27 protein-coding genes and 2 tRNA genes are annotated in these 22090 nt (G+C 29.8%); 18 read left to right on the top strand and 11 right to left on the bottom strand.

Annotated features, from left to right (window positions below; all coding sequences use genetic code 11):
* Window positions 1–5: 5 nt before the first annotated feature.
* Together HUW60_RS03120 and hisS are read right to left on the bottom strand one after the other, a co-directional pair.
* A complete protein-coding gene (locus HUW60_RS03120) occupies window positions 6–614 on the bottom strand; it encodes a YfgM family protein (protein WP_190600089.1) in 609 nt (202 codons plus the stop codon).
* Window positions 611–1879, bottom strand: coding sequence for a histidine--tRNA ligase (gene hisS, locus HUW60_RS03115; RefSeq protein WP_190600088.1), 1269 nt, complete (start codon window positions 1877–1879; stop codon window positions 611–613). Before hisS ends, HUW60_RS03120 begins: the two co-directional genes overlap by 4 nt.
* Window positions 1880–2360: 481 nt before the next feature.
* Between hisS and HUW60_RS03110 the strand changes: the two genes are divergently transcribed.
* A complete protein-coding gene (locus HUW60_RS03110; RefSeq protein ID WP_190600087.1) occupies window positions 2361–2720 on the top strand; it encodes a gamma-butyrobetaine hydroxylase family protein in 360 nt (119 codons plus the stop codon).
* A 383-nt stretch (window positions 2721–3103) separates the two neighbouring features.
* Here HUW60_RS03110 and HUW60_RS03105 read toward each other — a convergent pair whose 3' ends face one another.
* The 8 genes from HUW60_RS03105 to rpsF all read right to left on the bottom strand — a co-directional run bounded on the left by HUW60_RS03105 (window position 3104) and on the right by rpsF (window position 9671).
* Entirely contained in the window at window positions 3104–4042 is a 939-nt protein-coding gene (locus HUW60_RS03105) for a TPR end-of-group domain-containing protein (protein ID WP_190600086.1), read from the bottom strand.
* 147 nt (window positions 4043–4189) lie between these two features.
* Window positions 4190–5107, bottom strand: coding sequence for a 5'-nucleotidase (locus tag HUW60_RS03100; protein ID WP_190600085.1), 918 nt, complete (start codon window positions 5105–5107; stop codon window positions 4190–4192).
* Between the two features lie 195 nt (window positions 5108–5302).
* Window positions 5303–6004 carry a metallophosphoesterase family protein gene (locus tag HUW60_RS03095; protein ID WP_190600084.1) on the bottom strand — a complete coding sequence of 234 codons (702 nt, stop codon included), beginning with the start codon at window positions 6002–6004 and terminating at the stop codon, window positions 5303–5305.
* Entirely contained in the window at window positions 6001–7050 is a 1050-nt protein-coding gene (gene alr / locus HUW60_RS03090) for an alanine racemase (RefSeq protein ID WP_238924437.1), read from the bottom strand. Before alr ends, HUW60_RS03095 begins: the two co-directional genes overlap by 4 nt.
* 14 nt (window positions 7051–7064) lie before the next feature.
* Window positions 7065–8510: a replicative DNA helicase gene (dnaB, locus tag HUW60_RS03085; RefSeq protein WP_190600082.1), complete on the bottom strand. Its 1446-nt coding sequence runs from the start codon at window positions 8508–8510 to the stop codon at window positions 7065–7067.
* Between the two features lie 85 nt (window positions 8511–8595).
* Window positions 8596–9048, bottom strand: a complete 453-nt coding sequence (gene rplI, locus HUW60_RS03080; protein ID WP_190600081.1) for a 50S ribosomal protein L9 — start codon at window positions 9046–9048, stop codon at window positions 8596–8598.
* Between the two features lie 9 nt (window positions 9049–9057).
* The gene (gene rpsR, locus HUW60_RS03075) at window positions 9058–9312 is read right to left on the bottom strand and encodes a 30S ribosomal protein S18 (RefSeq protein ID WP_011929993.1); all 255 of its coding nucleotides are present in this window, start codon (window positions 9310–9312) and stop codon (window positions 9058–9060) included.
* Window positions 9312–9671 carry a 30S ribosomal protein S6 gene (rpsF, locus tag HUW60_RS03070; protein WP_190600080.1) on the bottom strand — a complete coding sequence of 120 codons (360 nt, stop codon included), beginning with the start codon at window positions 9669–9671 and terminating at the stop codon, window positions 9312–9314. The genes rpsR and rpsF overlap by 1 nt, the downstream gene beginning before the upstream one ends.
* Before the next feature lie 480 nt (window positions 9672–10151).
* On the opposite strand from rpsF, the gene HUW60_RS05035 reads away from it, so the two are divergent.
* The 11 genes from HUW60_RS05035 (at window position 10152) to HUW60_RS03020 (ending at window position 16112) form a co-directional block, all read left to right on the top strand.
* Complete coding sequence (locus HUW60_RS05035; RefSeq protein ID WP_255501573.1) at window positions 10152–10274, top strand: hypothetical protein; 123 nt, start codon at window positions 10152–10154, stop codon at window positions 10272–10274.
* Between the two features lie 347 nt (window positions 10275–10621).
* The gene (locus HUW60_RS03065; protein WP_190600079.1) at window positions 10622–10765 is read left to right on the top strand and encodes a hypothetical protein; all 144 of its coding nucleotides are present in this window, start codon (window positions 10622–10624) and stop codon (window positions 10763–10765) included.
* Window positions 10766–10922: 157 nt separating this feature from the next.
* Window positions 10923–11582: a tRNA (adenosine(37)-N6)-threonylcarbamoyltransferase complex dimerization subunit type 1 TsaB gene (tsaB, locus tag HUW60_RS03060; RefSeq protein WP_190600078.1), complete on the top strand. Its 660-nt coding sequence runs from the start codon at window positions 10923–10925 to the stop codon at window positions 11580–11582.
* A 37-nt stretch (window positions 11583–11619) separates the two neighbouring features.
* Complete coding sequence (locus HUW60_RS03055; RefSeq protein WP_190600077.1) at window positions 11620–12360, top strand: heme ABC transporter permease; 741 nt, start codon at window positions 11620–11622, stop codon at window positions 12358–12360.
* On the top strand, window positions 12360–12530 hold the full coding sequence (gene ccmD, locus HUW60_RS05030) for a heme exporter protein CcmD (RefSeq protein WP_190600076.1): 171 nt from the start codon (window positions 12360–12362) through the stop codon (window positions 12528–12530). The genes HUW60_RS03055 and ccmD overlap by 1 nt, the downstream gene beginning before the upstream one ends.
* Window position 12531: 1 nt before the next feature.
* Window positions 12532–12954, top strand: a complete 423-nt coding sequence (gene ccmE, locus HUW60_RS03045) for a cytochrome c maturation protein CcmE (RefSeq protein ID WP_190600075.1) — start codon at window positions 12532–12534, stop codon at window positions 12952–12954.
* Complete coding sequence (locus HUW60_RS03040; RefSeq protein WP_190600074.1) at window positions 12951–13481, top strand: DsbE family thiol:disulfide interchange protein; 531 nt, start codon at window positions 12951–12953, stop codon at window positions 13479–13481. Before ccmE ends, HUW60_RS03040 begins: the two co-directional genes overlap by 4 nt.
* Window positions 13482–13608: 127 nt before the next feature.
* Window positions 13609–13884 (top strand): HU family DNA-binding protein, encoded by a 276-nt coding sequence (locus HUW60_RS03035; RefSeq protein WP_011929987.1) that lies wholly within the window; start codon window positions 13609–13611, stop codon window positions 13882–13884.
* A gap of 54 nt (window positions 13885–13938) precedes the next feature.
* Window positions 13939–14014 (top strand) — tRNA-Val (locus HUW60_RS03030).
* A gap of 12 nt (window positions 14015–14026) precedes the next feature.
* Window positions 14027–14103 (top strand) — tRNA-Asp (locus HUW60_RS03025).
* A gap of 161 nt (window positions 14104–14264) precedes the next feature.
* Entirely contained in the window at window positions 14265–16112 is a 1848-nt protein-coding gene (locus tag HUW60_RS03020; RefSeq protein WP_190600073.1) for a SurA N-terminal domain-containing protein, read from the top strand.
* Window positions 16113–16605: 493 nt separating this feature from the next.
* Here the strand turns inward: HUW60_RS03020 and HUW60_RS03015 are convergent, their stop codons facing one another.
* A complete protein-coding gene (locus HUW60_RS03015) occupies window positions 16606–17388 on the bottom strand; it encodes an enoyl-ACP reductase FabI (RefSeq protein WP_190600072.1) in 783 nt (260 codons plus the stop codon).
* A gap of 624 nt (window positions 17389–18012) precedes the next feature.
* On the opposite strand from HUW60_RS03015, the gene HUW60_RS03010 reads away from it, so the two are divergent.
* The 6 genes from HUW60_RS03010 to recJ are packed head-to-tail and all read left to right on the top strand — an operon-like array spanning window position 18013 to window position 22066.
* A complete protein-coding gene (locus HUW60_RS03010) occupies window positions 18013–18375 on the top strand; it encodes a hypothetical protein (RefSeq protein ID WP_190600071.1) in 363 nt (120 codons plus the stop codon).
* Window positions 18372–18830: a signal peptidase II gene (gene lspA, locus HUW60_RS03005; protein ID WP_190600070.1), complete on the top strand. Its 459-nt coding sequence runs from the start codon at window positions 18372–18374 to the stop codon at window positions 18828–18830. The genes HUW60_RS03010 and lspA overlap by 4 nt, the downstream gene beginning before the upstream one ends.
* A complete protein-coding gene (locus tag HUW60_RS03000) occupies window positions 18827–19813 on the top strand; it encodes an NAD(P)/FAD-dependent oxidoreductase (RefSeq protein ID WP_190600069.1) in 987 nt (328 codons plus the stop codon). The genes lspA and HUW60_RS03000 overlap by 4 nt, the downstream gene beginning before the upstream one ends.
* Window positions 19806–20021: a hypothetical protein gene (locus HUW60_RS04995; protein WP_238924436.1), complete on the top strand. Its 216-nt coding sequence runs from the start codon at window positions 19806–19808 to the stop codon at window positions 20019–20021. The genes HUW60_RS03000 and HUW60_RS04995 overlap by 8 nt, the downstream gene beginning before the upstream one ends.
* Window positions 19987–20358, top strand: a complete 372-nt coding sequence (locus HUW60_RS02995) for an Lcl C-terminal domain-containing protein (RefSeq protein ID WP_238924435.1) — start codon at window positions 19987–19989, stop codon at window positions 20356–20358. Before HUW60_RS04995 ends, HUW60_RS02995 begins: the two co-directional genes overlap by 35 nt.
* Complete coding sequence (gene recJ, locus HUW60_RS02990) at window positions 20348–22066, top strand: single-stranded-DNA-specific exonuclease RecJ (protein WP_190600068.1); 1719 nt, start codon at window positions 20348–20350, stop codon at window positions 22064–22066. Before HUW60_RS02995 ends, recJ begins: the two co-directional genes overlap by 11 nt.
* The last annotated feature ends 24 nt before the right edge of the window (window positions 22067–22090 follow it).

The raw sequence follows: 22090 nt of genomic DNA, 5'->3' as shown, positions 1-22090 counted from the left end.
GGTTATTAGTTAAGATCGTTTAATTTAATTTTAATCAAATTTTGTAACTCAGAATTTTTAGAGATTTGATTTAAGGCTAATTTATAATGTTTTTTAGCATTATCAATGTGGTTATTAGCTAAATAAATATCCCCTTTAAGTTGATTATACAACCCATTAAATGTACTGTTAGGAACAGTATTTAATGCATCAAGTGCTTTTTTATAATTACCCATTTCTAAATGTAAGCTAGCTATTCTCATATTAATAACTTTAGCAATGGAAGGATTGCTTGTATTATTTAATGGAATAAGATATTCAAGTGCTTGCATATAATTTTTATTAGTTACTGCGTTTTTAGCTAGAATTAATATTGCATGATCAAGGTAGATACTATTTTTATGGTTATTTTTTAGTTGTTCATAGACTTGTATATTGTGAGGCTCAGATCTAAATGTTAAGTAAATACTTCGTGCCTTAATAGTTTGTGAGTGTTGATATTTTTTATAAGCATTAAAACCCCAAATACCACTCAAACTCACAGTAATAGCAATAACAATTTGTAGTGTATTTTTTTTAATCCACTGTTGAATTTGTTCTTCTTCAGTTCTACTTACTTCAATAAAACTTCTCATTGGTTTTCCTTAAAATATTTCACGGCTTCTTCTAAATTCATAGTTTGTTGCGTTCCTTGATTTCTTAGAGGTTTGATACTAATTTGATTATTATTTAGCTCTTGTTCACCTAAGATTAATGCAAAATGAGCTTTTGCTTTGTTTGCTTTTTTAAATTGACTCTTAAAACTACCTAAAGTTAAGTCATTATAAAGGATTAAACTAGGTAATTCATCATGTAAAACATTTGCTATTTGCATTGATTTAATTTGTTCCTTTTTGCCGAATGCGATTAAATAAATAGATAAAGTAGATTTAGTTGATATTAAGCTTTGTGCTTCTAATAATAATACTAGACGTTCTAAGCCAATTGCTAAACCAACTGCTGGTGTGGGTGTACCACCCATCTTCTCAATTAAACCATCATATCTGCCACCAGCACAAATTGTACTTTGGGTACCTAAATCAGTTGTTGTCCACTCAAAGACAGTACGGTTGTAATAATCTAACCCACGAACCAAGCTAGTATTAATTACATAAGTAATATTTAAAGCGTCTAAATAAGATTTAAACTGTTCAAAATGCTGTGTAGATTTTTTATCTAAGTAATCTATTAACTTAGGTGCATTGCTAATTAAAGAATACATTGCTTTATTTTTACTATCCAAGATGCGGAATGGGTTAGTTTTTAATTGGTTTAAACCGTCTTCATTTAGCTGGTTTCTATACTGATTAAAATATGCAACTAATATTTTTCTATAAGCACTTCTCACCTCATTAGATCCTAAAGTGTTAACCTCTAATACAATATTTTTTAAACCAATAATCTGCCACAAAGCATGTATTATCATTATAAGCTCAGCATCTGCTTTGGCATTAAATACACCAAATATCTCAAGTCCTACTTGATGAAATTGACGATAACGTCCTTTTTGCGGACGTTCATGCCGAAACATTGCTCCTTGGTAAAAGACTTTTTGGATGTTTTCTCTAGGTAAATTATGCTCAATCATCATACGTGCACAACCAGCTGTGCCTTCTGGTCTTAAGCTTAATGATTCACCACTTGCTTCCTTCCATGAATACATTTCTTTTTCAACAATATCTGTATCACCACCAATGGCACGACAAAAAGTATCTGTTTTCTCAACGATTGGAGTGCGAATATTTTGATACCCATAAGTAATAAATAAATCAAAAATTGTTTTTTCTAACGATAACCAGAGTGCAGAGTTTTTCGGCAATAAGTCGTTCATACCACGAATAGCTTGGATTTTTTTACTCATTTTTTTATAAATGTTAGAAGTTCTAAAGATTTTACCAATTTATCTCTTAAGAGTTAGAAGAATAAGAAACAAAATACAGTATTTATTTATATGATGAAATCATTGGAGTTTGTCCAATATATTTAGAAATATTCATACCTGTTTGTCATCTATCCTTTAGTATTACTATTTTTGCTATTGTTATTATCATTTTCTTACTGAAATAATCTTTCAAGATAATAGTATTAGCTTCATTAGTTTTCTTGTTATATATCTCAATTTAATTTGATTAATGCGTATTTTATTTCAATATTAGAAATTGAGTATCATATATTGACTAAAACTAGAAAGATGATTAATTACCATGAAGTCGTTATTAAATCTTATGTATTTATTAAAATAAATCAACATATCTTATGATATTGCTCACTTATAATTATCAAGGTTTGATTAATTTATTTATGATAGAATATTATTGGATGGTATATATCAAAGATAACTAATGCAAACACCAACTAATATTAGCCTAAACAAAGAAAAAACTTTATTAACTATTACCTTTGATGAGATCAATTATTTGCTTAGTGCTGAATATTTAAGAATTTATTCACCTTCAGCTGAAGTAGTTGGTCATGCTTCAGGACAAGAAATATTGCAACTCAATAAAGAAAATGTTACTATTTTACGTATTCAGCCAACAGGAAATTACGCTGTAATTTTATTTTTTAGTGATAAACACGATAGCGGTATTTATTCTTGGTCACACTTGTATAAACTTGCTTCTAATCACGATAAGCTTTGGCATGAATATTTACAAAAACTCAAAGATATTGGACATACTCATTCACGGTTAAATATATAAAAATATTAGATGATGTTATTGGTTTTGTTAACGGATAGAGTTAAGAGTATCAATAAATATATCAAGCGGATATATTATCTTCAACTTTATAGCAGTTGTAGTTTTTGTAATAAGTGCTATTATTACAAAATTAGGTCATATATATAGCAAGTCTTTTATTATAGTTTAATAAAATCGATTTCTACAAAGAAGTATTACACTAAAAGTCAATTTTAGTTAAGTATTAGTTCTTGATTCATTAGGAAGAAAATTTATGCAACTAGTGTATATATTGAAATTTATAAGTATTAATTAGTTTAAATTTATAATATTAGACTTTTTAGATCAAGTGTTAATTATATTGATACTCGTTAAGATATTATTTATAAAAAATTAATAATATCTTAATTATTTTTAATGTTACCAAATTTACCAATTAAAATTTGGTATTTCTTGTTATCCTTTAAATTCTCGAAATAGACTTCATTCATAACTTCTGTTTTTAGTGATTCTGTTAAATCAGTGGCTAATTTTATGTCTGCTACTGCATCATCATGTTGTTTTAATTTAGCTTTTGCACAAGCTCTTTGCCAGTAAGCTAGTGCATATTTATCGTCTATTTCTATAGCACGATTGGATAAAGATAGTGACCAAGTGTCTTCATCAATATCTAATAAAGTATCGGCTTTATAGGTTAATGCTTCAATATCATCTGGCGCTAGATCTAAGATTTCATCAAAAATATTAATTTTTTCTTGTTCACTTTTGGCAATGCCTGAGCGTACCCATAATGAATGAATTAGGTTGGTATTGGCAATATCTTGTTGTGTACTGATAATTTGTTCAGAGCGTATTCTAGCTTTATCTTCTATTATACTTAGTCTTTTCTCATATTTTTGTGTTAACTCTGATACTTGTTTCGAAGTAATGGTTTTAATGTTATCTCTAACATCTTGTAATGAACGCCATCCTAATAATACAAGTAAGGTAGCAGCAATGGTAATGATGTAGAAAATATTAGTGGTAGTATCTGCTGTATATCTGATTGCTCTATCAGAAACATCTAATCTTGCGTTTGCGACTTTTTCGGCAAAATCAACCTTTAATTGTTGTTGTTCTTGGCGCAATAGTTTAAGTTCATCTAAAATATATCGTTCTATAAAAGGTTTGTATAATGCTTTTTTAATAGGTATTTCTGTTAAATCTAGATTTTTATTGTATGTATATTCAGCTTTTACAGGATTTAAGATATTTAAAATTATAATAGAAAGTATTAAAATATATATTTTCACTTGGATTTTAAGCATTTGTAAAAGTATTATTCTAACACTTTGTAAGCCCATGAGTTCACTTCTGAAAGATAAATTAAAGCAGAGGAGGATTAAAAAAAGAAATTAATATTAAATTTTTTAACTATTAACGTTTTTAATTTAGATAGATATTTTTGATAGTTATTTTCTTCGTAAATTAGGTTAAGTTATAATTATTTATCAAGCATGATTTTTTTGACTGCTAATGTTATTAGGAACATGCCCTGTAGGTACGTATTTAGAGGCTGATTGGCAGTGGTGATGTTGATCGTCAAAAAAGATGTCAGCACTAAATTCTTTTAAAAATATACCTTTTTCTAACCCGCCTAGGAAGAAAGATTCATCAATACGAATACCCCATTTACGCATGGTGTGAATAACGCGTTTATGTGATGGTGCAGAACGTGCGGTTATTAGAGCGGTTCTGATTGGGTTATTTGTCGTCGGAAAAGAAGATTGTATTTTTTGTAACGACATTATAAAGTATTTAAATGGACCAGCTTTTAATGCAATATTAGCTGAATTTTTTTCGTTTTCTATAAAGGCTTTTAAGCCTTTTTCTTGAAAAATTCGTTCTGATTCATCTGAGAAAATAACTGCATCACCATCAAAAGCAATTCGTAATTGGGTTTTGTGTTGTTTTTGTGAGCCAGAACCGACAATTGATGCTGCTGCAAAACCTAATTCTAAGGCTTTTTGTACATCTAGGTAATTACTTGATAAGAATAAATCTGCTCCAAACGCACCTACAAGATTATGCGTACTTTCGCCACGGGTAAATGCTGCTTTTGAAATATTTAAGCCATAATTTTCAATAGAATTAAAAATACGCAAGCTTGTATCAGCGCTATTGCGTGAAAGTAAAATAACATCAATGGGGTTTTGTGAAGTATTTAGTGCTAGTAATTTTTTGACTAGTGAAAAACCAACTCCTGGTTGTAAAATAACTTTTTCGTTTTCTTCTTGATGTTTAGTATAAGCTTTAACTCCTTGTTCTTTAAAGATTTTGTGAGATTCATCAAGATTAAATAAGGCTCTTGATGAAATGGTAATGACCAATTTATTTTTTTCTTGATTTTTTTTTACAGTATTTTCCATGATTTCCTTGATATTTACTTAAGAAATAATTCAACTATTTTTTGATAAAGGTATTTAATTTTAACTATTTGTATTTAATTAGTACAAATAGTGAGTAATTTGCTTTTAACAGTGGAATAAATTTCAAATATTTGAGAAATTTTACTGTAAGTTTTTGACTTTTTTGATTATATAAAAATGTTAATAAGTATTGCTCTATATCCATTTTGTGTTAATTGTTAGTTGTCCATTATCATACAGTGTGTAATAGTTAAAGCCAATTCTAGTTTCATTGTTAAATTGTAAGGCAGTTGATGGACATGAAATAATTTTTACCCCTAATCTTCTAAATTCAGCCGCTTGATGTGCATGACCAAATAGTATAGCTTGTATTTTATGGTATTTATCAAGTACGTTAAACAATGCTTCTGGGTTTTTTAAAGACAATGAATCATCCCAAGTACTGTTCATTGGTACAGTGGGGTGGTGTAATGCAATGAGTATATATTGAACAATTGATTTCGCTAAATTAAGCTCTAGTTTTATTAGTTCATCTTTTGTTAGGAACCCACTGATTTTTGATACTTGCACTGAATTTATATTAATAATTTCCCACTTTCCAAGCGTGTATTGGCTAAATAAATTTTTAGAAAAAGTAGTGCTCAAATTGTTTTTGTTATCATGATTACCAGGTATGATCAGTAGTTTTGTTTGAATGGGGTATAGTATCTGTTGTAAAGTTTTGTAAGAAGTAATTGAGCCTTTGTGAGTAAGATCACCAGTAATTAATAGTACATCAATATTAATATGGCTAATTCTGCTAATAATTTTTTTTAGATTAATATGTGTATTAACACCCATAGAGTACTCATTATCATCAATGTGACAATCACTAATCTGAATAAGACTATGGTTCATATAGTACTAATAAAAGCAACCCGAGAACTAACACCTGTAAGTAGTTCATAAGCAATGGTATTGCTGTGTTTTGCAATAGTTTCAATGCGTAATTTCTGAGTCCCCCAAAGAATGACATTATCTCCGACAGAGGCTTTAACATTACTTATATCAACGCAAATTAAATCCATAGATACACGTCCAACAAGTGGACATAAATTGTTATTAATTAGCACAGGAGTACCATTTTTAGCATGGCGTGGATAGCCATCACCATAACCGATACCGATAGTCGCTATGGTTGTTGATTTTTTAGCTATCCAAGTAGCGCCATAACCTACTGAATCACCAGTTTTGATGGTTTTAATTGACATAATTGGTGCTGATAGTTGCATAACAGGCTTAAGATTATTATTAATAATTTCAAAAGGAGAAACCCCGTATAACATAATACCAGGACGAACATAATCAAAGTGTGAGGCTGGATTTGACAAAATCGCAGCAGAATTTGCCATTGAACGTTTAGTGGTGTGATATGTTGATTTTTTAAATTCAAATAGTTGAGACTGGTTCATTGGGTGGTTAATTTCATCAGCACAAGCAAAATGACTCATAACGCATTGGGTATTAATTAATGGGTTGTTCTCTAATAATTTTACGAAATCAAGGTATTCATGGGTAGACAAGCCTAGTCGGTGCATGCCTGTGTTAATTTTTATCCAAATATTGATTGGTTGTTTGGTGTTGTTGATAGTGGTAATTTGGGTTTTATCATGTACAACAATTTGGCAATTTAATTTAATGGCTTGTTGTAGTTCTTGGTCTTCAATAACACCTGATAGAAGTAAAATTGGCTTTTTTGTTATTTTACGTAACTTTCTTGCTTCCGAGATTTCGCTGACAGCTAATAAATCAGAATGGTTAATAATTGGATTGATTAAATTAATCTGGTGCCCATAAGCATTTGCCTTTACCATAGAAACTATTTTGGAATTAGGCGAATTTTTTTTTACAATTAAGAGATTGTGCTTTAATGCTGATTGTGAAATTGAAACAATGGTACACATAGACAAGGTTTTTATTAAAAAGGTTCTTGGTTAAAATTAGCTATAGTATGTGCATAAGTTGTATCTATTTGTTCATCGTTCATATCGTGGAATTGGTCCTCGTTAGCCAAGTCTTCAAATCGTGCATATTCTCCGATAAAGGCAAGTTTGATTATCCCAGTGGGGCCATTTCTATGTTTGACAATCTTTAAATCTGCCTTACCAATTTCTTCTGGGTTTGAATAGGTATCATCATGATATTGTTGGTCTCGATAGATAAAGCCAATAATATCAGCATCTTGTTCAATTGAGCCAGATTCTCGTAAATCAACCATTTGTGGCATACGACCTTTGTTAGCTTTAAGGCGTGATTCAACTCCACGATTAAGTTGCGATAAGGCAAGAACTGGTACGTTAATTTCTTTAGCTAGTGCTTTTAGTGAACGGGAAATTTCAGAGATTTCTTGGACCCTGTTTTCATTCTTTCCGTGTACAGTCATGAGTTGCAAGTAGTCTACCATAATTAGTGCTAAGTCAGGGTATTGACGTTTTAATCGTCGACATTTTGCACGAATTTCTATTGGGGTAATAGAAGGGGTTTCGTCAATAAGAACGGTAGATTTTTCCAGAGCTAATACAGCATGATTAAAACTATTCCAGTCAGTTTCAGTCATGGTGTTGCGTAATTTTGAGCCTTCAATATGACCAAATGATGAAATCATACGCATTACTAATTGTTCAGTTGGCATTTCTAAACTAAATATTACAACTGGTTTGGGTTCTTTAGCAGTAATAGCAATGTGTTCAATAATATTCATTGAAAAAGCGGTTTTACCCATAGATGGGCGTCCGGCAATAATAATTAGATCGCCATTTTGTAAGCCAGAAGTTAACTTATCTAATTCAATAAAGCCAGTCTCTAAACCATTTATACCACTATATTCTTGCATTTCTTGTACACGATTAACAACATCTTTAATAATATCTTTTATATTAGTAATATCTTGTTTTCCCCTAGTCATTTGTTCGGCAATTTCAAATATTTTTTTCTCAGAAAGATCAATTAATTCTTGAACTTCAACTTCTTTTGGGTGGTATGCAGCATCGGCAATTTGGTGACTAACAATAATTAGTTGACGATAAACTGATAGTTCTCTTACATGTTTAGCATAAGATTCAATGTTAGAAATACTAGGGGTATTTTCAGCAATTTGGGCTAAATAGAAAAAGCCACCAATAACTTCTTCAGAATCTGTTTTTTTAACTTGTTCTTTTACAGTGAGAATATCAGCAGGCTGGTCGTGCTGCAATAGAGTGCTAATAGCATTAAAAATAATTTTATGTGAGGCATTGTAAAAGTCTACTTGAGTTAAGATATCTGCAACACGATCCCATGCTTCATTATGTAATAATAAACCACCTAAAACAGATTGTTCTGATTCGATTGAATTTGGTGGTATTTTGGTGTTTTTGATATTCATTGGCTTTTCTTTTTAAAGAACCTTTTAAAAAATTAAAAACCCTAATTATAGGGTTTTTAATTTTAACGTACAATGAATTAGTTTTTTATGCTTTTTGGAAGGATTTAATAACAATTTTAACACTTGCTGTAATATTTGTATGTAAATTAATGTTAATTTTATATTCACCTGTATGACGAATTGTTTCAGGTATATTAATATTACGTTTTTCAATTTTAAAACCATTTTTTATAAGACTTGTTTGAATATCAGTGGTGTTGATGGAACCAAATAATTTACCTTCTTCACTTGCATTAGCTTGGATAATACAAATAGTATTAGTCATCTTAGTTTCAATAGCTTTTGCATTTTTAAGTGTTTTAGCTTCAGCAACTTGTAGTTTAGCTCTAATCAATTCAAATTCAGCTAAGTTTGTTTTAGTTGCAAGTTTGGCTTTACCTTTGGGAATTAAAAAGTTACGAGTATAGCCAGCCTTAACATTAATTACATCACCCAAATTTCCTAATTTTTGAATATTTTCTAATAAAATTACTTGCATGATATACTCCTATTTCTTGTGTTTGTCAGTATAAGGAATAAGGGCTAAGAATCTAGCTCTTTTAATGGCAGTTGTCAGTTTACGCTGAAATTTAGCACTGGTTCCAGTCATTCTTGATGGTGTAATTTTTCCACTTTCATCAATATTTTTAAGTAATATATCAATATCTTTATAATCAATTTTTGTTACTCCTGCTGCTGTAAAACGGCAAAAAGTGTTAATTTTAATTTGAGGTCTACGTTTTCTTTTTATTTGCTTAGCCATTATGACTTCCCTTTTTCTTTTTCTTTTTCTTTATCTTTATCTTTATTAACCATCATGATTGATGGTGTGGTAATTGCCTTATTCTTAGAAATAATTAAATTTCTAAGAATAGCATCATTAAAGCGAAAATTATAATTGAGTTTATCAAGCATCTCTTGGTCACACTCAATATTCATCATCAAGTAATGTGCTTTATAAATTTTCTTGATTGGATAGGCTAAATGCTTACGCCCCCAATCCTCTTCTTTATGAATCTTACCACCATCAGCAGTAATGATTTCTTTGTATTTGTCCATCATTGTACCTACCTGAGCTGATTGATCAGGATGGACAATAAGTGTAATCTCATAATGTCTCATGAGTTTTCTCCTTATGGTTATGTTTTAAATAGCTTGGAAATAGTGCTCTCAAGCAAGGAAGAAAGAATTTTATACTAATTATTTGTTTTTAACAATCACTTAATTCTATATATTGTATAAAAAAATATTTTGGGGATAGATTTTGTTAAAATTTAGATAATTTATTATATTACATATTCTATAACAAGTCATTTCTTATGACTAATATCATAAGATGTATTTAATTAAAAATACCTTATCAAATAGAAAGAGAAGTTTTGAGATAAAAAGTTAAAGAAGCATTGATGAGGGGTTATTATTGGTATATTCGTTTAATTAAAGAATGCATGCTTAATAGTTCTGTAATTTTTGTGTATATAAATATTTTGTATTTGGGGTTAAACAATACGAGTAATTAATGACTTTACCAAAAAGTTACTTGATGTAACTGGGCTAGGTGATACCAATTAATAAAATTAAGACTAAAAAAGGAAAAATAATATGAGAAAACCTTTTAAATTACGGAAAAGATATTCTAAACGTATTTCTTCTAAAAATGCTAAGAAAACACACCGTAAAAACAACTTTAGTGTGGCTTCTATTTTCCCCCTAGGGGTGGTATAAGACTTTAATGTCCTGTTATCATCCTTTACAAGCTTACAGGGATCTTATTACAAATTCTGTAATCTTTGATGAACGTGGTGAAAGTGGTGAAACTGTTCCTTTAACCCTTCCATGTGGTCTAATGTTTCGGGTGCCGTCTAGAGCCGCTCCCGGCAGTGGGCCCCGTTCGATGTTTTCATGAGTCAATTCTGCATACAGATAATTCTTTTTTAACTCTTACTTATAATTCTGAAAATCTTCCTGAAAATAGATCTTTGGATAAAGTCAATTTTCAAAAATCTCTTAATATTGTTGCAGATTTTAAATCTTAATGGGAAAATCTGCCGTCTTCTGAAAGAGGTAAGGTTATGAATGATTATAAAGATTATTTCTTGCATAGGGAGCTTGATACAGAAAATAATGAAGACAACATACTAAATTATGAAGAAAATTTGGATAAAAATGAGACTTCTGATGCGCCTGAAGAAGTAAAAGACCAGTTACCTATTTGATTTTACTTTAATAGAGATCATGGTATGATTGTAATTTAAAAGAAATGGCTAAGCTTATAGCTGTAGTGAAAGTCCTTGATTATTATGATTCAACTAGTTATTTATTAAAACTATTTAAATACAAATATTTTGTTTTATATATAATAAGTTTAAGAAAATGATAAATTTATTAGCAATTGATACTTGTACTAATACGTGTTCGGTAAGTCTTTATACTCAAGGTGAAATCTTTTCTCGTTTTGTTCAAGATGTGAATAAAAGTTCAGGTTTAATATTATCACTTTGCGATGAGATTTTTAAAGCTGGTCAATTGCTACCTTCTGCCTTAGATGGTATTATCTACACTAAAGGTCCTGGATCTTTTACAGGTGTTAGAATGTGTGTTAGTGTAGTTCAAGGTATATCGTTGGCATATAATATTCCTACAGTAGGTTTTTCAACACTTGAGCTGCTTGGGTTTGGAGCGTTTAAAAAATACAATATTAGCAAAATTGCTATTGCACTTGATGCACGTATGAATGAGGTATATTGGGGTATTTATCAAAATCAAATCTTGTGTAAGGAAAGTTTACAAAAGCCTGATGAAGTGGATATTCTTGGAAAATATTTTATTGGCGTGGGAGATGGATGGGGTGTATATGACAATGAGCTTATTCAACAAACAGGTATTAATACCTGTTTTGCTAATTTTTATCCAAAAGCTGAGAATCTCATAGTACTTTATTTAACCTGTGCTAACCAACATATCAATTTTAGCAATAAGTTAGCACTGCCAACTTATTTACGTAATAATGTTGCACATAAGTCGCTAAAATAATATTCTTCATAAGTTAAATAACTAGCAGGAGTGGTTTATGTGGAAATGGATTAAAACCTTTGCCTCGCCTAAAAATTTCTATCAAATTAGTCAAAAAATCATTCTTTGGCTTTTAATCCCTTTTATTGTTCTAATATTAATCGGATTGTACTGGGGGCTAATTGTGGCACCTATTGATTATCAACAAGGTGAGAGTTATCGCATTATGTTTATCCATGTACCTGCTGCATGGATGAGTATGTTTGTTTATTTAGTATTGGCAATTTCAGGAGGTATTGGCCTAATTTGGAAAATTAAATTAGCATATGTTATTGCTAAGGTATCAGCTCCTATTGGAGCAGCATTTACTTTTTTAGCCTTAACTACTGGTGCGGTTTGGGGTAAGCCAATGTGGGGTACTTGGTGGGTGTGGGATGCACGTTTAACCTCAGAGTTAATTTTATTATTTTTATATTTAGCTTATATGTCACTTAATAATGCATTTAATAATCCTAAAACTGCATCTAGGGCTTCTTCAGTATTAGCTATTGTGGGTTTGGTTAATTTACCTATTATTCATTATTCGGTTAAATGGTGGAATACATTACATCAGAGTGCGTCAGTCAGTATTAATAAAGTATCCATCCAAGATGTTGATATGTTAATTGCATTATTATTAATGGGTATGGCGTTTAAGTTTTTATATGGTGCGCTTATGTTAATGAGGGCTAGAGATGAAGTGTTGGTCATAGAACAAAATTCTAGTTGGGTTAAAAGAGTAATTATGGAGCATAGATAGTGACGTTAGCAGAATATTTTTCTTTTCTTCCGTATGGAAAATATGCTTTTTATATTTGGTTTTCTTATTTAATGACCTTGATTGTGATTGCAACTTTATTTATACGCACATATTCTATTCACAAAAATGTAATTGAACATTTGCGCATTAAGTATTTAAGAGAAAAATAACATGACAAAACGACAAAATAGAATGGTACTAGTTGCTTTATTAATAATAGGTGTAAGTTTAGCAGGTTATTTAGGTTTAAAAGCATTTAACGAGAATTTATTGTATTTTTTGTCTCCTACTGATGTAACCAATGGTAGGGCTCCAAAAGATAAAGATTTTCGTTTAGGCGGTATGGTTGTTAAGGATAGCGTTAAACATGATGGTATTAAAGTTGTATTTGATGTAACTGATTATGCTAACACCTTTCGTATTAATTATTCAGGAATTTTGCCTGATTTATTTAAAGAAGGTCAGGGCGTTATTACAACTGGTTCTTTAGTTGATGACGTTTTTATGGCAACAGAGGTACTTGCTAAACATGATGAAAACTACATGCCAGCAGAAGTGTCTTACGTATTGGAAAAAGCTAAAAATAAACAATGAAAAAATTTCTACCTTTAATTTTATTCTTTGTACTAGTAAGTTTTTTATATATAGGTCTTGGACTTGATCCTACAAAACTACCTTCACCATTGCTTGATAGAGCATTTCCAGATTTACAAGTAGAAGATTTCAATAGTGCTAAAATTTACTCTATTCAAGATAAATTACAGGGAAAAATATCTTTGATTAATTTTTGGGCTTCTTGGTGTGTTACCTGTAGAGTTGAGCATGAAATATTAATGAAAATAGCTAAAATCAACTCATTACAAATATTAGGCATTAATTATAAAGATACCAGAAAGGATGGAAATATATTTTTAACTAGACTTGGTAATCCGTATGATTCTATTGTATTTGATAAATTAGGTAAGCTTGGCCTTGAGTTAGGTGTATACGCAACACCTGAAACTTTTATCACTGACCAGCAAGGTATTATTCGTTTTAAGCGTATTGGTGAATTAACTCCACGAATTTGGGAAAGTAAAATTTTTCCTCTTATTGATGAGTTAAGAAATAGTATGAGATAAAATTTAGTATATTTTTTATCAAAGTCCATTGACAGTACTGATATTTAATGGATAATTCAACCAAAGTTTAATTTCAAGTTTGATATTTTTTAATCGAAAAAGGTTTACATACAGGAGAATAAATTCAATGAATAAATCAGATTTAGTTGCAGTAATTTCACAAATTTCCAACTTAACAAAAGCAGATTCAGCTCGTGCATTAGACGCCATGACAGGCGCAATCACCTCAGCATTAACAAGTGGTGATAATGTGGCTATTACAGGTTTTGGTAGTTTTGTTGTTCGTGATCGTGCAGCACGTACAGGTCGTAACCCTCAAACAGGCGAAGCAATCCAAATTAAGGCTTCTAAAGTGCCTGCATTTAAAGCAGGTAAATTACTTAAAGAATCGGTGAATTCTTAATTTTTAAAGTAAATATTCCTAATTTTTTGTTGTATAATACTAAGTATTTTTTTTGGGCGCTTAGCTCAGTTGGTAGAGCATCGCCCTTACAAGGCGAGGGTCACAAGTTCAAGTCTTGTAGCGCCCACCAAAAAATAAATTCGGAGTGGTAGCTCAGTTGGTTAGAGTGCCTGCCTGTCACGCAGGATGTCGCGGGTTCGAATCCCGTCCGCTCCGCCATAATCTTTTCTTTATTATGGTTTTGATTCATTCAAAATTCAATTTTTGAATCATAACAAAACCTACGTATAAATACAAAGGTTTTCGTTTATAATTCTTATTTTTATTAAAATATAAACGGTTCTTAGATTATTAATCATTAGCCGTTAATACATACTATTATGCTAGTTTCAATTAGAAACAAAACCAAGAACTGGATATCCTACTTAATTATTGGTTTAATTATTATTCCTTTTGCTTTATTTGGTATAAGTGAATATTTTACTGGCGCTTCAAATATTAAAGTTGCTTCTTTTGATGGTGTTGATATTTCGAAAGAAGAATTTCTTTCAGAATTTAACCCACAAAAAAAATGGTTACAACAAGAATTAGATAAAAAATATGATAAAAAATTTGATTTTATATTAAAACAATCTATTCTTAATCAAATGCTTGATAAACACTTGCTTGAGCAGTTGTCTAAAAAATTATCTTATGAAACAACTATCAGTGAACTTAATGCTATTATTCGAGCTAACGATTTGTTTAAAGAAGAAGGACGATTTTCATTAGAAAAATATAAGAAATTATTAATGCTTAATGGCTATACAACAGAAAAATATGAGACAATAAAGTTACAAGAATTAAGGCGTACTCAAATTAAATCTAATCTATTAGATTCTGCTTTTATTACCCCATCACAACTTATAAGATTACAAAAATTAAACGATCAAAAACGAAAATTTAGTTATATTATTATTCAGACTGATAATTACATCAAAGAAGTTAAGGTTGATGCGCAAAGTGTTAAAGATTTTTATGATAATAAAAAGGAGTTATTTTTTGCACCAGAACAAGTAAAAATAGAATTTATTGAATTGTCATTGAATGAAATCGCAAAAAGAATTAAAGTAAGTGATGACGAATTATTTAATTTTTATGAAAATGAGCAAGAAAATTTTACTACAGAAGAAGAAAGACAAGCACAGCATATTTTGCTTACAGACGAATTAACCGCACAAAAAGTTGTTACTTTATTAGATAATGGTGGTGATTTTGTCAAGCTAGCTAAGCAATATTCTCAAGATTCAGGTTCTAAAGACGATGCAGGAAATTTAGGTTTTTTTACTCGGGGTATTATGGTATCAGAATTTGAGAAAAAAGTATTTGCTATGAAGCTTGGTGAGGTAAGTGATTTAGTTAAATCTAAATTTGGCTATCATATTATTAAACTAAATAATATTAAAGTTAAGACCCTTAAATCGTTTGATACAGTTAAACATGAAATACTTGATTTATATATTCAAAAACAAGCACAAAAAGTATTTTATAACTTAACTGAAGAGTTAGCCAACTTAGCCTATGAGACAAGTTTAGAGGAAATTGTTGATAAAATGAATTTAAAGCTTCAAGTGAGTGATTTTTTTGATAAACGTAATACTCAATTAAACCAAAAAATTATAACTACTGCATTTAGTGATATGGTTCTTAATAAGGGTGAAAATTCAGAGGTTTTAGAATTATCAAAAGATAAATTAATGGTCATTCGCGTACGAGAAAAATTAGCAAAAAGACAAAAATCTTTTTCTGAAGTTGAAAGTGAAATTAATACACATTTAATAACATTATTAGCTAAAACTTTTGTTGATAATCTCGCTAATAATATTGTCGATTTATTGACTCATAATGATAAAGATAAACTTGAAAAAATAATGATTAAAAATAAACTAAAATGGCATAGTGTGGGTTGGATAAAACGAGATTCTAATAAAGTTAAAACTAATATTGTTAATAAAGTGTTTTCATTAGCTAAACCAATTAATAGAAAATCTAGCTATAGTGTTCAAGACTTAGAAAGAGGTAATGCAATTGTGATTGATCTATTAGGTGTTAAAACGACAGATATCAAAATAGTCAACGCTGTACTTGAAAAATCTTTGCTAAGCTTAGAATCAAATGAGGTATTTGCAAATATTCTTGAAATGCTTAAATCTCAATCAGAAATTGAAATTTTTAGCAGAAACTTGTAAATTGAATTTACTAGAAGGTATAGTAATCTTTATATAAAATATTTTTGGGTATACTATTATCATCATTAAAAACTATTGTTAATAATTTTGTTATAATATGTATATCAAAATTTAATTTGTCTGATATTTAGTTAATTAATCTAATTATATTTTTTATTTTGAAATAAAAAAGAGATAATATATGGTATAGTAATTCTTTTAATAGAAAAAATAGAGATTAGTCAACATTAAATTCCATAGGTTAAATTTAAGAGGATAGGGGTATCTAGATACTGGACTAATAGATACTGGACTAAGCTTTTTGTAAAAAGACAGATAAAATCAAATGGTTTAAATACTCAATAAAGATATCGAGATTATAAAGATATCGAGATTATATTTTGGAGTAATTAGAATTTTATTATTTACAGAACATTGTATTAATAATGCGAGACTTTCATATATTTATAAAGATACACTATTATAATAAGCTAGCTTCTTTTCTATAATATTGTTAATTCGGTCCCTTATCATAGAAATTATAACCAGAATCAACATAAGTGATTTCACCGGTGATACCTGAGGCTAAATCAGAACATAAAAATGCAGCAGTATTGCCTACTTCTTCAATGGTTACGTTACGTTTAAGTGCAGAACTATCTGCAGCATAATCAAGCAGTTTGCTAAAGTTTTTGATACCAGCAGCTGCTAAAGTTTTAATTGGGCCTGATGATACTGCATTAACGCGAATTCCTCTTTCAGGTCCTAAAGCTGTTGCCATATAACGAACATTAGCCTCAAGAGAGGCCTTGGCCACTCCCATTACATTATAATTTGGAATAGATCTAATACTGCCTAAATAACTAACTGTTAATAATGCTCCATTATCATTAAGCATGGAGGATGCATATTTGGCTAGCGCAGTAAAACTGTATGAACTAATATCATGTGTTATAGCAAAATTTTCACGAGTAGTAGCTTGAATATAGTTACCATTTAGCGCTTCACGTGGTGCAAAAGCAATTGAATGGATAATGATATCAAAATTATCCCAATAGTTTTTTAATTTTTTAAAGGTTTTTTCAATGTCCTTATCACTAGCAACATTACACTTAATAATAATATTTGAGTGACAAACTATTGCACATTTATTAACCCGTTTTTTAAGTTTATCATTTTGATAAGTTAGTGCAATCTCACAATCTTGTTTAGCCATAGCTTGTGCAATTCCCCAAGCAATAGAGCGATTTGATGCAACACCAACAATAAGTGCTTTTTTACCAGTTAAGAAACCCATAGATTTATAATTTTGTTTTAACAAAAAGTAAATTATAACGTATACAACACTTATAATGATTAACATATTTTATATGTTTATTGTATGTTATATATTTTCTTGATATCTATTCGAATGCTTAGAATTAGCTATATTCCTCTGTTTCTCATTTATTTTTTTATGGTAGCAGTGTTTTTATTTCCATTGCTAAAAATTTTTGAGTGAAATATACTTTGAACATGTCAGCATTCGAGTTAACTGAACTTGTAATTATTAAGTTTTTATCAAGGCTTTCATTGTGTTGGTCTATATTTGTAATGAGTTTGATAGGCGGTAAATTGACAGATGTTTGTAGTAATAATTGTGAATTTGTAGTAATAATTGTGAATTTGTAGTAATAATTGTGAAGTAGTATTTATAATTGCCTTATTTGTTCCTTTTATTATCAATTTTAGGCGTAATTTTGTTTAAGTTGAATATAGTTGCTATTTTGCATATGAATAATCAAATATTATTTGGTTGGTTGATATTTACTGTTTTTATTGTGATAATGAGATACAACAATAAATTTTATTCACAATAAGTTGTTCTTATTCTTATTATTGCTCATTAGTATGATTATTTACTTATTTCAAGGACTGACTCATGATTTGGATGTTACTGTTAATTAGACATATTAAAATAGTAATAATTGTTATTTTTATTTATCGAACTATATTATTAGTTAGTGTTGTCCTTAGTTTTTGGCAAATTTATGTTCTTGTTTTTGATGAATCTTTCTTTGCTAAATTAGCTGCTATTGTTAGTAGTATTACACTTGCTACTGTTAATTTATTCACCAAATATTTAAACAAAATTGTTATTGTCAATAGAGAAATTATTATAGGTGGCATTATAACTAATTTACAGAATTATATAGAATTTGGTAATTTGTTTTGGATTGTTATTGGTTTGGAGTTTGTAATACTCGTTATTGTTATATTAAAATTTAATCTAAATTCAATATGAAAGTAAGACATTATTTTTTAATAGTTGTATTATTAGTTATTTGTGACCAGTTAACAAAATTGTTAGCTTATGAATATTTAGGTATTGATAATTCAATTATCATTAATGAATTTTTATCGTTAACTTTTTCCCATAATTATGGTGCAGCATTTAGTTTTTTAGCTGATAATAGTGGTTGGCAACGTTATTTCTTATCAGGTATTTCTGCAATTTCTAGTGTTATTATTAGTATTTGGATTCTAAGAACGTCTTTGAGATGTAAGTTTAAACTTATCAGTCTAGTATTGATTTTATCAGGTGCAATTGGTAATATGATTGATCGAATTACTAATGGATTTGTTGTTGATTTTATTGATTTTCACTACAGTGGATTTAATTATCCAATTTTTAATTTTGCTGATATTTTTATCAGTATTGGTGTAGTAGTATTGATAATAGTGGATTGGAGAAAATGACTGATTGTTTGGTAATTGGTGGCGGTATTATTGGTATGATGAGTGCAAGGACATTGATAATGGCAGGTGTTAGTGTTACTTTGTTAGATCAACGTGAATGCGGTAAAGAGTCATCTTGGGCAGGTGGTGGTATTATTAGTCCATTGTATCCTTGGCGTTATGATGATTTAACTAATGAATTAAGTTTTGCTTCACAAATAATTTATGAAGATCTATGTTTACAAATTTTTGAAGATACTGGCATTGATCCGCAATATATTCAATCTGGCTTGTTAATGATGGATGAATATGACTTGCCATTAGCAACTCAATGGATGAATAAATATCATGTTGATTATCAACCTTATGCTGATGGTGCACTGTTTTCCAACATTGCTCAAGTTCGTAATCCGAGGTTGCTACAAGCATTAAAGGTTGATATTTTAAATAAAGGGGTGGATATCATAGAGTATGTTAAGGTGAATAATTTATTGATAAAAAACAATAAAGTGATTGGCGTAAGAACTAAAAATAAAAATTATTTAGCACAAGATGTTATTGTTTGTTCTGGCGCATGGAGTTCAAAATGGTTAAAACTTGTTGATGAAGTTTTTCCAATGAAAGGACAAATGATTATTCTTAAATCCACAAAAAATATGGTAAAAAATATTGTATTAGATCAAGGTAGATATATCATTCCAAGGAAGGATGGGAGAATATTAGTAGGCTCTACCATGGAAAATGTTGGTTTTGATAATCATATCGATATTGTTGTTCAAAAATCACTCCATAAATTTGCTTACCAAAGATTTTCATCTTTATTTAATGCGAAAATTGAACATCATTGGTCTGGTTTTAGACCAGCAAGCCTTTCTGGTAAGGTCATATTAGGTAAACATGAACAATTTGAACATTTATTCATAAATACTGGACATTTTTGTAATGGTTTGAATATGGCACCTGCTAGTTCAGATCGAATTAAACAGTTGATTATCAATGCATAAAATAATTGTTTGTTTAATATTATTTATTTATAGGTTGATTGTTAATGCACAGTTAATTAAGGTCTCAGAACGAGAAAATATTATTAAAAGTGAGTCTAAAGATCATCGATGTGTACTTGATCAAAAGTCTAAGCTGATATGGGAAGTAAAATTAAGCGATAAAGGATTGCAAGATGAAAATAGTAGTTACATTTGGTTTGATGTTTAATCAGGGGGTTAGCAATGGTGACTATAGTCACCATTGTCACTGGGGTAAAAATTGCAATACTCAGGCATTTATTAATGTACTAAATATAGTTAAGTTATGTAAGCAAAATACTTGGCAGTTACCTAGTGAGTCAGAATTAAGAACCTTATTATTTTATGGCGATAATGATTTGCTTATTAATCTACTTTTTTTTCCGAATACAAAAGGTCAGTCCTACTGGAGTTCGGATGAACAAGATATAAATATCGCAATTGATGTACCATTTTTTTATTGCGGTAGTAAAAGTTCTGATAAATCCTTTGATTCCTATATTCAAACAGTTAGCAATGCTTATTAGAACAATAGATCAAAATTTATTTGATTCATATTCAGATGATATTCCTATTTTTTTAAAGAAAATTTATGCTGCTCGTGGAATTAATGAGTCGCACTTGTCTTTGAATCTTAGTCACCTATTAAAGCCTAATTTCCTTCAACTAGATATCGCGCTTGTCTTACTTGAGCAAGCTTTACTTAATCAAAAACGTATTTTGATTGTTGGTGATTTTGATTGTGATGGTGCAACTGCATCTGTTGTTGCAGTTAAGTCATTACGTATGATGGGAGCAAAATATGTGGATTTTTTAGTTCCTAATCGTTTTGAACATGGTTATGGTTTGAGTGAGGAAATTGTTAACTTAGCTATTCAAGAAAAACAGCCTGATGTGATTATTACAGTTGATAATGGCATTTCAAGTTTTGATGGGATAAAATTAGCAAAATTATCAGGTATTTTAGTCATTGTAACTGATCATCACTTACCCAATGAGAATCTTCCTAATGCAGATGCAATTATTAATCCCAATCTTAAAGATTGTGAATTTTTAAGCAAAAATTTAGCAGGTGTTGGAGTTTGTTTTTATCTATTTTCTGCTTTAAAAACTCATTTAAGTGAGAGTGATTATTTTATCCATCAAAGAATTGTTCCACCAGACTTACGAAATGTATTAGATTTGGTTGCACTTGGTACAGTGGCTGATGTAGTAAAACTTGATCAAAATAATAGAATTTTAGTTGATCAAGGTATTAAACGAATTCAACAAAAAAAATGTTCTCTAGGTATTTTGGCGTTATTAGAAATTTCAAATCGACCAAGTTCAACTTTATGTGCAAGTGATTTAGCTTTCTCTATAGCTCCACGTTTAAATGCAGCAGGGCGTTTAAGTGATATTTCATGTGGTATACGTTGCTTATTAACTGATGATATAAATGATGCTAGGCGTTATGCTCAAGAGTTAGAAAGGTTTAATCAACAACGCAAACAAGAACAAGCCCGTATGCAAGACCAAGCACAATCTATTGTTGATATGCAAGAATTATCTATTACACAAAAAGATATGGGTCATGATAGATTTGCCATTAGTTTATTTGAACCATCTTGGCATGAGGGTATTGTGGGTATTGTGGCTGGTAAACTTAAAGAAAACTATCATTGTCCAGTTGCGATATTTGCTCAGTCAGGTAATTATTTAAAAGGTTCTATTCGTTCTATCCCCAGTGTACACATCAAAGATTTATTAGATATAGTAGATAGACAAAACCCTGATTTAATTGTAAAATTCGGGGGTCATGCTATGGCAGCAGGATTAAGTATTAAATCTGAAAATTTTTCCAATTTTAAACAAGCTTTTTCAGATGCTATTCAAATTCATCTAGATAACCAGATATCTAAAGTTAATTTGTTAACTGATGGTGAATTAGAGGTATTTGAATTATCATTAAACAATGCACAATTATTAGTTGATGTTGGACCTTGGGGTCAAGGATTTGACGAGCCAATTTTTTATGGTGAATTTGAGATTATTGAGCAAAAAGTGGTTGGTAAAAAACATATAAAATGTCTCTTAAAATTAAATGGTAATGTTAAAGTATTTGATGGTATTGTATTTTTTCAACCGTTACTTGAGTTTGTGAAAGTTTTGGCGGTTTATAAATTATCCATTAATAGTTGGAGAGGCAGTACTTCATTACAACTAATAATTGTACAAATAAAGGCCTTAAAATAAGAGTATTATCAAGGTAAAATTTAG

The sequence above is a fragment of the Candidatus Vesicomyosocius sp. SY067_SCS001 genome, from assembly GCF_014706615.1.
Taxonomy (GTDB): domain Bacteria; phylum Pseudomonadota; class Gammaproteobacteria; order PS1; family Pseudothioglobaceae; genus Ruthia.
Note: the sequence above shows the minus strand (reverse complement) of the source record. Positions and strands in the feature narration are given on the sequence as shown.